Source organism: Streptomyces sp. NPDC091282, assembly GCF_044757385.1.
GTDB classification, from domain to species: Bacteria; Actinomycetota; Actinomycetes; order Streptomycetales; family Streptomycetaceae; genus Streptomyces; species Streptomyces gramineus.
The window spans coordinates 393684-404850 of record NZ_JBIVUX010000005.1; the positions used below are offsets into that span (position 1 = coordinate 393684).

Genomic DNA, 11167 nt, shown 5'->3' on the forward strand with positions numbered 1-11167 from the left:
TCCCCGGGCCGCGCCCCGGGGCTGCGCCCGGCGGCCGGTGCTGAGTACCGTTCCGTGCGAGTGCCGGGCAGCGGCACACCGGGCGGCCCCGGACGGGCCCTCCGGACGGCACGGCGGTACCGGCGAACGGGGCGGCATGGACGCGTACGACGGCGACTCGGACGCCCGGCACGGGCCTAAGGGTCCGGGCGGGCCGCGTCCGGCACCGGGACCCGCCGTACCGGCCGTACCCACGGCGTCCGAGGGCCCCGGCACGGCGGCCGCACCGCATGCCGGTGTCCGCCCGGAGCCGCCGCCCCTTCCGCCCCGGACCGGCGTCGCCGCCCTGTCCCCGCGCTACCAGGTCGGCGCGGCCCTCGCGCTGGCCCTGGTCGCGGTCACCGTCTGCGTGCACCTGGGGATGGTGTTCCTGAGCGTCGCGCCGGCGAACACCGTGACCCGGCAGCACGGCAAGGCGATCGAGGAGTGGGTGTACCCGGAGTTCGAGCAGAACTGGAAGCTGTTCGCGCCGAACCCGCTCCAGCAGAACATCTCCGTACAGGTGCGCGCCGACGTTCTGATGCAGGACGGCACCACGACCACCACCGGCTGGAACGACCTGTCCGCCGAGGACGGCAGGGCCATCGACGGCAGCCTGCTGCCGAGCCACACCGTGCAGAACGAACTGCGCCGGGCCTGGGACTTCTTCGTCACCACCCACGGCACCGACAACCGCGCGATCGGCCTGCGCGGCTCGCTGTCCGAGCAGTACCTGCGCCGGATCGTCGTGATGCGCCTGTACGAGGGCGACGCGACCAGCAAGAAGGGCACCGTCCAGCGGGTCCAGGTGCGCTCCAGCACCACGAACGTGCCGCCGCCGCACTGGAGCGGCGAGAAGGTCTCCGACACCCCGCTCTACCGGGTGCTGCCCTGGTGGACGGTCACCGCGGACGAGGCGAACGGAGGTGTGCGATGAACCGCGTCGCCCTGTGTTTGTCCCGCGCGATCGCCCGGGTCACCGGTTCGGCGCTCGGCCCGTACCAGACGGCCGTCGTGCGGATCGGCTTCGCCGCCACCTGGCTGCTGTTCCTGCTGCGCGAGTATCCGCACCGCCAGGAGCTGTACGGCCCCGACGGTCCCTGGGACTTCGGCCTCGCCCAGCGGCTGACCGCGGACAACCACGCCTTCACGGCGCTGCTGGCCTCCGACGGCCAGGCCTTCTTCGAGGCCTTCTACGCCCTGGCGGTCCTCACGAGCGCCCTGCTGCTGGTGGGCTGGCGCACCCGCACCATGTCCGTGCTGTTCATGGTCGGCGTGCTGTCCCTGCAGAACCGCAGCGTCTTCGTCGGCGACGGCGGGGACAACGTGCTGCACCTGATGTCCTTCTACCTGGTGTTCACCCGCTGCGGTCAGGTGTGGTCCCTGGACGCGCGCCGCGCGGCCCGCGCGCGTGCGGAGCAGGAGCAGGAGCAGGAGAAGGAGCAGCGGCCGGGCACCGACCTGGTCGGACCGGCGCTGTGGACGGTGTCCGGCGTCCTGCTGGTCGCGGCGGCCCTCACCGGCCGCTCCGGCGGCGGCTGGCTGGTCCCGGCCGTCCTGTGGGGGACCTGGGCGGGCACCGCGCTGCGGTGGGCCGTGGGCCGCTGGGCGCGCTCCGCCGAGCCCCGGATCCTGCTGGACGTCGTCGCCGACGTCCTGCACAACGGCGCCCTGTTCGTGATCATGGCCGAGGCCTGTCTGATCTACGCCACGGCCGGCTGGTACAAGATCCAGGGTTCCCGCTGGCAGGACGGCACCGCCGTCTACTACCCGCTGCACCTGGACTACTTCTCGCCCTGGCCGGCCCTGGCCGACCTGCTGTCCGCCAGCGGCACCCTGGTGCTGCTGGTGACCTACGGGACGGTCATCGTGCAGGTCGCCTTCCCGTTCACCCTGTTCAACCGCCGGGTCAAGAACGTGCTGCTGGCCGCGATGATGACCGAGCACGCGGTGATCGCGGTCGTCCTGGGCCTGCCGTTCTTCTCGCTCGCCATGATCGCGGCGGACTCGGTCTTCCTGCCGACGGCCTTCCTGCTCTGGCTGGGCGGCCGGGCGGCACGCGCGCGGGACCGCGTCCTCGGGCGCGGGGCTCCCGCACTGCCGTCCGCCCGCTCCCCGGAGGCGGACGAACGGCCCCGCGTAGGCTTCGGGGCATGACCGACCCCTTGGACCTGTGGGCGCGGGAGGCGCGCTCCGCCGTCCTGCTCGACGGCTTCCACGCCCTCAAGCACGCCCTGCGCTTCGGCGCCCGGGTGCCGGTGGCGGTCACCACGGACCGGGCCGCGGCCCTGGCCCTCGCGGACGAGCTGGCGCCGGACGTGCGCGAGGCGCTGGCCGCCCTGCTGACGGAGGTGGACCCGCGGACGTACGCGTCGCTGGTCGCCCGCCCGCATCCCACGGCGGTGGCTGCGCTGGCGGTACGGCCGTCTCGCGAGGCCAACCTGCGCGAGCTGGCCCGGGACCCGCGCGTCGCACCCGTCGTCGTCCTGGACGAGCCCCGCAACCTCGGCAACGCCGGCGCGGTGATCCGCCTGGCGGCGGGCTTCGGCGCGACGGGAGTGATCACCACCGGCACGCTCGACCCGTGGCACCCGACGGTCGTACGCGGCGGCGCGGGCCTGCACTTCGCCACGGCGGTCGAACGGCTGACCGTCCCGGAGCTGCCCGCCGGTCCGGTGTACGCGCTGGACCCGGAGGGCGAGGACATCCGGAACACGAAGCTCCCGGACCACGCCGTCCTCGCCTTCGGCTCGGAGCGGACCGGCCTGTCGGCGGAGCTGCGCGAGCGGGCCGACCACCTGCTCCGGCTGCCGATGCGCCCGCAGGTCAGCAGCTACAACCTGGCGACCAGCGTGGCCATGACCCTGTTCCACTGGAGCGCTCCCTAGCGGCACGGCACCGCTCCGCCGCGTGGGCGCGACCGGTCTCGGCCGGCGCGCCCCCCGCGGGGCCGGGAGCCGGGGCGGTCAGGCCTCCCGGCGCACCTCGATCACCCGGAAGCGGTTCGCCACGAACGCTCCGTCGCACAGGGCCGCGTTCGCCGCCGCGTTGCCGCCCGAGCCGTGGAAGTCGGAGAACGCGGCCGTCTGGTTCACGTACACCCCGCCGACCAGGTTCAGCGACAGCTGGGCCGCCTCCTCCAGGCAGACCTCCTCCACGGCGCTCTCCACGTCCGGGTGGACGGTGTACGCGCCGACCGTCATCGCGCCCTTGTCGCGGACCGTGCGCCGCAGCAGCTCCACCGCGTCGGCGGCCGAGTCGACGGCGACCGCGAAGGAGACCGGGCCGAAGCACTCGCTCATGTACGCGGCCTCGTCGTCGGGCTTGGCGCCGTCCAGCTTCACGATCACCGGGGTGCGCACGACCGCGTTCGGGAAGTCCGGGTTGGCGATCTCACGGGAGGCGAGGGCGACCTCGCCGAGCCCGGCGGCGGCCTCCAGGCGGGCCTTGACGTCGGGGTTGACGATCGCGCCCAGCAGGGCGTTCGCGCGGGCGTCGTCGCCGAGCAGGCCGTCGACCGCGCGGGCGAGGTCGGCCACCACCTCGTCGTAGGTCTTGGGGCCCTCGTCGGTGCGGATGCCGTCGCGGGGGATCAGCAGGTTCTGCGGGGTGGTGCACATCTGGCCGCTGTACAGGGAGAGCGAGAACGCCAGGTTGGAGAGCATCCCCTTGTACTGGTCGGTCGACTCGACCAGGACCGTGTTGACACCGGCCTTCTCGGTGTACACCTGCGCCTGCCGGGCGTTGGCCTCCAGCCAGTCGCCGAAGGCGGTCGAGCCCGTGTAGTCGATGATCCTGATCTCCGGGCGGGTGGCGAGCGTCTTCGCGATGCCCTCGCCGGGGCGCTCGGTCGCCAGGGCCACCAGGTTCGGGTCGAAGCCGGCCTCGGCGAGCACCTGGCGGGCGACCTGCACGGTGAGGGCGAGCGGCAGCACCGCGCGCGGGTGCGGCTTCACCAGCACCGCGTTGCCCGTGGCCAGGGAGGCGAACAGGCCCGGGTAGCCGTTCCACGTCGGGAACGTGTTGCAGCCGATGACCAGCGCGATCCCGCGCGGGACCGCCTTGAACGTCTTCGTCAGCGCCAGCGGGTCGCGCTTGCCCTGCGGCTTGGACCACTCGGCCGTGTCGGGGGTGCGGACCTGCTCCACGTACGCGTAGGCCACCGCCTCCAGGCCGCGGTCCTGGGCGTGCGGGCCGCCGGCCTGGAACGCCATCATGAACGCCTGGCCGCTGGTGTGCATGACCGCGTGCGCGAACTCGTGCGTCCGGTCGCTGATCCGCTTGAGGATCTCCAGACACACCACCGCGCGTGCCTCCGCGCCCGCGTCGCGCCACGCGCGCCGGCCGGCCGCCATGGCGGGCAGCAGTGTGTCGACGTCGGCGTGCGGGTAGGTCACGCCCAGCTCGATGCCGTACGGGGAGACCTCGCCGCCGGTCCAGTCGTCGGTGCCGGGCTGGCCGAGGTCCACGCGGGTGCCGAGGAGGGCGTCGAAGGCGGCCTTGCCGGCCGCCGCGTCCAGGCTGCCGTGCTCGCCGTAGGCCTTGGGGTGCTCGGGGTGGGGGGACCAGTACGCACGCGTGCGGATCGCCTCCAGCGCCTGGTCAAGCGTGGGCCGGTGCTTGGCGATCAGCTCGTGCACGGTGAGTTCGGCGGTCATGCGGGACCAACTCCTCGTCTGATGAGCTCCCCTTGAGCTCATGACCTGGGCGGAAACGGCCGGACAGAGTTAGAGTAACCGAACGATCGGTCGGGACAAGGGGGCCTGCCGCATCTGTGGAAAACCCCGTGCGGGAGGATCGCGCACATGACAGCACTCGACCTCAGCAGCCCCGTGGGGGTCGCCGGCACCGGCACCATGGGCCAGGGCATCGCCCAGGTCGCCCTCGTCGCGGGCCATCCGGTACGGCTGTACGACGCCGTCCCCGGACGGGCCCGGGACGCCGCCGAGTCGATCGGCACCCGTCTCGACCGGCTGGTCGAGAAGGGCCGTATGGCCGCCGCCGACCGGGACGCGGCCCGCGCCCGGCTGCTGCCCGCCGGGGAACTGGCCGAGTTCGCGGACTGCACCCTGGTCGTGGAGGCCGTCCAGGAGCGCCTGGAGGTCAAGCAGGAGCTGTTCCGGGCTCTTGAGGACATCGTCGACGGCGACTGTCTGCTGGCCACCAACACCTCCTCCCTGTCGGTGACCGCCATCGGCGGTGCCCTGCGCAGCGCCGCCCGGCTGGTGGGGCTGCACTTCTTCAACCCGGCCCCGCTGCTGCCGCTGGTCGAGGTCGTCTCCGGGTTCGCCACCGACGTCACGTCGGCCACGCGCGCGTACGAGACGGCCCGTGCCTGGGGCAAGACGCCGGTCGCCTGCGCGGACACCCCCGGCTTCATCGTCAACCGCATCGCGCGGCCCTTCTACGCCGAGGCGTTCGCGGTCTACGAGGCGCAGGCCGCGGACCCGGCCACCATCGACGCGGTGCTGCGCGAGAGCGGCGGCTTCCGGATGGGCGCCTTCGAGCTGACCGACCTGATCGGCCAGGACGTCAACGAGGCCGTCACGCACTCCGTGTGGCAGGCCTTCTTCCAGGACGTCCGCTTCACGCCCTCGCTGGCCCAGCGCAGGCTCGTCGAGTCCGGCCACCTCGGCCGCAAGACCGGGCAGGGCTGGTACGACCACACGGCCGGCGCCGAGCGGCCCGAGCCGGACACCGCGGGACCGGCCGAGCGGCCCGCCTACGTCGTCGCGGAGGGCGGCCTGGGCCCGGCGGCCGAACTCCTCACGTTGATCCGCGAGGCGGGCATCCAGGTGCGTGAGGAGGAAGAGGACCACGGCACCCGCCTGATCCTGCCCAGCGGCGGCCAGCTGGTCCTCGCCGACGGCCAGACCTCGGTGGAGTTCCGCGACGTCGTCTACTTCGACCTGGCGCTCGACTACCGCCGCGCCACCCGCGTCGCCCTGTCCGCGGGGCACGACATCCAGCCCCGGACGCTCAGCGAGGCCGTCGGTCTCTTCCAGGCGCTCGGCAAGAAGGTCAGCGTCATCGGTGACGTCCCCGGCATGATCGTCGCCCGTACGGTCGCCCGGATCGTCGACCTCGCGCACGACGCCGTCGCCAAGGGCGTCGCCACCGAGGAGGACATCGACACCGCGATGCGCCTGGGCGTCAACTACCCGCTCGGCCCCTTCGAGTGGAGCCGCCGCCTCGGCCGCGACTTCGCCTACGACCTCCTCGACGACCTCCACCTGCGCGACCCGAGCGGCCGTTACGCGCCCTCCCTCGCGCTCTACCGCCACGCGTACGCCACCGAGAAGCGGGAGGGCGCCTCATGACCACCGCCAAGCGCGACACCTACACCCCCGAGACCCTGCTCTCGGTGGCCGTGCAGGTCTTCAACGAACGCGGCTACGACGGCACCTCCATGGAGCACCTCTCCAAGGCGGCCGGCATCTCCAAGTCGTCGATCTACCACCACGTCTCCGGCAAGGAGGAGCTGCTGCGCCGGGCCGTCAGCCGCGCCCTGGACGGCCTGTTCGGGATCCTCGACGAGGAGCACGCGCGCGTGGGGCGCGCCGCCGACCGCCTGGAGCACGTCGTACGGCGCATGGTCGAGGTGCTGATCACCGAACTGCCCTACGTCACGCTGCTGCTGCGGGTGCGGGGCAACACCGGGACCGAGCGGTGGGCGCTGGAGCGGCGCCGGGACTTCGACCACCGGGTGGCCGACCTGCTGAAGGCGGCCGCCGCCGACGGGGACGTCCGCGGTGACATCGAGGTGCGCCTGGCCACCCGGCTGGTCTTCGGCATGGTCAACTCGATCGTGGAGTGGTACCGCCCGGACGGGCGCGGCGCGACCGAGCGGGAGGTCTCCGACGCGGTGGCGCGCCTGGTCTTCTCGGGGCTCCGCGCGGCCTGACGGAGCCCGTCAGCCTCCCGGACCCAGGTCCTCCTCCTCGAACACCAGCAGGGTGCGGGTGCTGAGCACCTCCGGGATGGCCTGGAGCCGGGTCAGCACCAGCTCGCGCAGCGCCCTGTTGTCGGGCGTGTGCACCAGGAGCAGCACGTCGAAGTCCCCGCCCACCAGGGCGATGTGATCGGCGCCCGGCAGCTGCCGCAACTCCTCGCGCACGGTGCGCCAGGTGTTCTGGACGATCTTCAGCGTGACGTAGGCGGAGGTGCCGTGGCCGGCCCGTTCATGGTCCACGCGGGCGCCGAATCCGCGGATCACGCCGTCCTCGACGAGACGGTTGATACGCGCGTAGGCGTTGGCGCGGGAGACGTGGACGCGTTCGGCGACCGAGCGTATCGAGGCCCGGCCGTCCGCCTGGAGGATCTGCAGGATGTCCTGATCAATGGCGTCCAGCGGGCGGGCGGGCGGCAGCCCCGCGCGGTCCTGCGGGCCCTCGGCCATTTGTTCAGGTGGCATGTCCCCCCGCCTTCCTCCCATGGACGTACTGCATTCATTCCAGGTTGTGGAGAACCGTTTGTCCACAGCCTGGAGCCGCCTGTAGCCAAAATGTGCCGGCGACCGAACAATCGGTAGGTGAGACGGGTCACAGCCGACCCGTCTCCCAGCCACCCCCACGAGGAGGTGCCGTCATGACGGTCCTGGAGCAGCGAGGCGCATACCGCCCGTCGCCGCCGCCCGCCTGGCAACCCCGGACGGACCCCGCGCCCCTGCTGCCCGACGAGCGGCCGTACCGCGTCCTCGGGACCGAGGAGGCCGCCGGGGCCGACCCGGAGCTGCTGCGCCGGCTCTACACCCGGCTGGTGCACGGCCGCCGGTACAACACGCAGGCCACCGCCCTCACCAAGCAGGGCCGCCTCGCCGTCTACCCGTCCAGCACCGGCCAGGAGGCCTGCGAGGTCGCCGCCGCGCTGGCCCTCGAAGAGCGCGACTGGCTCTTCCCCAGCTACCGCGACACCCTCGCGGTCGTCGCCCGGGGCGTGGACCCCGTGGAGGCCCTCACCCTGCTCCGCGGCGACTGGCACACCGGCTACGACCCCTACGCCCACCGCGTGGCCCCGCTCTCCACCCCGCTCGCCACCCAGCTCCCGCACGCCGTCGGCCTCGCCCACGCGGCCCGCCTCAAGGGCGACGACGTGGTCGCGCTCGCCATGGTCGGCGACGGCGGCACCAGCGAGGGCGACTTCCACGAGGCGCTGAACTTCGCCGCCGTCTGGCGCGCCCCGGTCGTCTTCCTCGTGCAGAACAACGGCTTCGCCATCTCCGTCCCGCTCGACAAGCAGACCGCCGCCCCCTCCCTGGCCCACAAGGCCGTCGGATACGGCATGCCCGGCCGCCTGGTCGACGGCAACGACGCGGCCGCGGTGCACCAGGTCCTCTCCGACGCCGTGCGGCACGCGCGCGAAGGCGGCGGCCCCACCCTGGTCGAGGCGGTGACCTACCGCATCGACGCCCACACCAACGCCGACGACGCCACCCGCTACCGCGGCGACGCCGAAGTGGACGCCTGGCGCGACCACGACCCGATCCTGCTGCTGGAGCGCGAGCTGACCGACCGGGGACTGCTCGACGACGACTTCGTGCGGCACGCGCGCGAGGACGCCGAGACCATGGCCGCCGACCTGCGCGAGCGCATGAACCGCGACCCGGAACTCGACCCGATGGCCCTCTTCGACCAGGTGTACGCCGAGAGCACCACCCAGCTTCGCGAGCAGCGCGCCCTGCTGCGCGCCGAGCTCGAAGCCGAGCAGGACGACCAGGGCGAAGGCGGCCACCGATGACGACCGTCGCGGCCAAGCCCGCCACCATGGCGCAGGCCCTCACCCGCGCCCTGCGCGACGCGATGACCGACGACCCCGCCGTGCACGTCATGGGCGAGGACGTCGGCGCCCTCGGCGGCGTCTTCCGCGTCACCGACGGCCTCGCCAAGGAGTTCGGCGAGGACCGCTGCACCGACACCCCGCTCGCCGAGGCCGGCATCCTCGGCACCGCCGTCGGCATGGCCATGTACGGACTGCGCCCGGTCGTGGAGATGCAGTTCGACGCCTTCGCCTACCCCGGGTTCGAGCAGCTGATCAGCCACGTCGCCCGGATGCGCAACCGCACCCGCGGCCGGATGCCCCTGCCGATCACCGTCCGCATCCCCTACGGCGGCGGCATCGGCGGCGTCGAGCACCACAGCGACTCCTCCGAGGCCTACTACATGGCCACCCCCGGCCTGCACGTCGTCACCCCGGCCACCGTCGCCGACGCCTACGGCCTGCTGCGCGCCGCCATCGCCTCCGACGACCCGGTCGTCTTCCTCGAACCCAAGCGCCTGTACTGGTCCAAGGACACCTGGAACCCCGAGCAGCCGACGGCCGTCGAACCCATCGGCCGCGCGGTGGTGCGCCGTACGGGGCGCAGCGCCACGCTCATCACGTACGGCCCGTCCGTACCGGTCTGCCTGGAAGCCGCCGAGGCCGCCCGGGCGGAGGGCTGGGACCTCGAAGTCGTCGACCTGCGCTCGCTGGTGCCGTTCGACGACGAGACGGTCTGTGCCTCGGTGCGGCGCACCGGGCGCGCGGTCGTCGTACACGAGTCGGGCGGGTTCGGCGGACCGGGAGGGGAGATCGCGGCCCGGGTCACCGAGCGCTGCTTCCACCACCTGGAGGCACCGGTGCTGCGCGTGGCCGGGTTCGACATCCCCTACCCGCCGCCGATGCTGGAGCGCCACCACCTGCCCGGCGTCGACCGCATCCTGGACGCCGTGGCGCGTCTGCAATGGGAGGCCGAGGGCTGATGGCACAGGTGCTGGAGTTCAAACTGCCCGACCTCGGGGAGGGACTGACCGAGGCGGTGATCGTCAGCTGGCTGGTCCAGGTCGGCGAGGTCGTCGCCATCGACCAGCCGGTCGTGGAGGTCGAGACGGCCAAGGCGATGGTCGAGGTGCCCTGCCCCTACGGCGGTGTGGTCACCGCCCGCTTCGGGGAGGAGGGCGCCGAACTGCCCGTCGGCGCACCGCTGCTGACGGTCGCCGTCGGCGGGACCGACCCGGTCCCCGAGCCGGAGGGCTCCGGCAACGTCCTGGTGGGCTACGGCACCGGGGCGCCCCCGGCCCGCCGCCGCCGGGCCCGCCCGACCGCACCGGACCGGGCCAACGGCTCGGCGGCGCCCGCGGCCGCCGCCGGGACGGCGGTCCACGCGCGTGTGCCCGCACCGCCCGCGGTCACCGAGGGCCCGGTCCCGGTGATCTCCCCGCTGGTGCGCCGGCTCGCCCGGGACAACGGCCTGGACCTGCGCGGGCTGTCCGGCTCGGGTCCCGACGGCCTGATCCTGCGCGCCGACGTCGAGGACGCGCTGCGGGTCGGCGCGACCCGCACCGTCGCCCAGCCCCCGGCCGGCCCGCAGGCCGCCCCGGACGAGGCGGCGAACGGCCGGACCGGCACCCGCACGCCACTCAAGGGCATCCGGGGCGCGGTCGCCGACAAGCTCTCCCGCAGCCGCCGCGAGATCCCCGACGCGACCTGCTGGGTGGACGCCGACGCGACCGAACTCATGCGGGCGAGGACCGCGATGAACGCCGCGGGCGCGTCGAAGATCTCCCTGCTCGCACTCCTCGCCCGGATCAGCACGGCGGCCCTGGCCCGGTACCCCGAGCTGAACTCCTATGTCGACGTCGAGGCCCGCGAGATCGTCCGACTCGACCGGATCCACCTGGGCTTCGCCGCCCAGACCGACCGGGGCCTGGTCGTCCCCGTCGTCCGGGACGCCCACGCCCGTGACGCGGAGTCCCTGACCGCCGAGTTCGCGCGGCTGACCGAGGCGGCCCACGCCGGGAAACTCACCCCAGGCGAACTCACCGGCTCCACCTTCACGTTGAACAACTACGGCGTCTTCGGCGTCGACGGCTCCACGCCGATCATCAACCACCCCGAGGCGGCGATGCTGGGCGTGGGCCGGATCGTCCCGAAGCCGTGGGTCCACGAGGGCGAGCTGGCGGTCCGGCAGGTCGTCCAGCTGTCCCTGACCTTCGACCACCGGGTGTGCGACGGCGGCACGGCGGGCGGCTTCCTGCGCTACGTGGCCGACTGCGTGGAGAACCCGGCGGTGCTGCTCAGGACGGTCTAGGGCCGGTCCGGCCATTCCGTCGGCCGCGCGGCGCCCGCCGGGCGCCCGGCAGATCGCCCGGCCGCCATCGGTTCCCAGTGATCC

At 73.3% G+C, this 11167-nt stretch carries 10 protein-coding genes; 8 read left to right on the forward strand and 2 right to left on the reverse strand.

The features are described 5' to 3' along the window. The first annotated feature begins 136 nt into the window (after window positions 1-136). The 3 genes from ACIQOE_RS25190 to ACIQOE_RS25200 are packed head-to-tail and all read left to right on the forward strand — an operon-like array spanning window position 137 to window position 2906. Window positions 137-955 (forward strand): DUF5819 family protein, encoded by an 819-nt coding sequence (locus ACIQOE_RS25190; protein ID WP_401413873.1) that lies wholly within the window; start codon window positions 137-139, stop codon window positions 953-955. Next, a complete protein-coding gene (locus ACIQOE_RS25195) occupies window positions 952-2175 on the forward strand; it encodes an HTTM domain-containing protein (protein ID WP_365559023.1) in 1224 nt (407 codons plus the stop codon). Before ACIQOE_RS25190 ends, ACIQOE_RS25195 begins: the two co-directional genes overlap by 4 nt. Then, a complete protein-coding gene (locus tag ACIQOE_RS25200; protein ID WP_362639978.1) occupies window positions 2172-2906 on the forward strand; it encodes a TrmH family RNA methyltransferase in 735 nt (244 codons plus the stop codon). Before ACIQOE_RS25195 ends, ACIQOE_RS25200 begins: the two co-directional genes overlap by 4 nt. A 78-nt stretch (window positions 2907-2984) precedes the next feature. On the opposite strand, the gene paaN is transcribed toward ACIQOE_RS25200, so the two are convergent. Continuing rightward, window positions 2985-4676, reverse strand: a complete 1692-nt coding sequence (gene paaN / locus ACIQOE_RS25205) for a phenylacetic acid degradation protein PaaN (protein ID WP_401413876.1) — start codon at window positions 4674-4676, stop codon at window positions 2985-2987. A gap of 147 nt (window positions 4677-4823) precedes the next feature. Here paaN and ACIQOE_RS25210 point away from each other — a divergent pair, with 147 nt between their 5' ends. After that, window positions 4824-6338, forward strand: coding sequence for a 3-hydroxyacyl-CoA dehydrogenase (locus ACIQOE_RS25210; protein ID WP_362639981.1), 1515 nt, complete (start codon window positions 4824-4826; stop codon window positions 6336-6338). Further along, the gene (locus ACIQOE_RS25215) at window positions 6335-6922 is read left to right on the forward strand and encodes a TetR/AcrR family transcriptional regulator (protein ID WP_351938710.1); all 588 of its coding nucleotides are present in this window, start codon (window positions 6335-6337) and stop codon (window positions 6920-6922) included. Before ACIQOE_RS25210 ends, ACIQOE_RS25215 begins: the two co-directional genes overlap by 4 nt. Window positions 6923-6931: 9 nt before the next feature. Here ACIQOE_RS25215 and ACIQOE_RS25220 read toward each other — a convergent pair whose 3' ends face one another. Beyond that, window positions 6932-7432 carry an Lrp/AsnC family transcriptional regulator gene (locus tag ACIQOE_RS25220; RefSeq protein WP_399011720.1) on the reverse strand — a complete coding sequence of 167 codons (501 nt, stop codon included), beginning with the start codon at window positions 7430-7432 and terminating at the stop codon, window positions 6932-6934. Window positions 7433-7605: 173 nt separating this feature from the next. Here ACIQOE_RS25220 and pdhA point away from each other — a divergent pair, with 173 nt between their 5' ends. From pdhA to ACIQOE_RS25235, 3 genes are read left to right on the forward strand one after another with little or no spacing between them, the layout of a single operon-like run. Beyond that, a complete protein-coding gene (gene pdhA / locus ACIQOE_RS25225) occupies window positions 7606-8754 on the forward strand; it encodes a pyruvate dehydrogenase (acetyl-transferring) E1 component subunit alpha (RefSeq protein WP_365559020.1) in 1149 nt (382 codons plus the stop codon). Beyond that, window positions 8751-9755 (forward strand): alpha-ketoacid dehydrogenase subunit beta, encoded by a 1005-nt coding sequence (locus ACIQOE_RS25230; protein ID WP_362170471.1) that lies wholly within the window; start codon window positions 8751-8753, stop codon window positions 9753-9755. Before pdhA ends, ACIQOE_RS25230 begins: the two co-directional genes overlap by 4 nt. Then, window positions 9755-11083, forward strand: a complete 1329-nt coding sequence (locus ACIQOE_RS25235) for a dihydrolipoamide acetyltransferase family protein (RefSeq protein ID WP_365559018.1) — start codon at window positions 9755-9757, stop codon at window positions 11081-11083. The genes ACIQOE_RS25230 and ACIQOE_RS25235 overlap by 1 nt, the downstream gene beginning before the upstream one ends. Window positions 11084-11167: the final 84 nt, after the last annotated feature.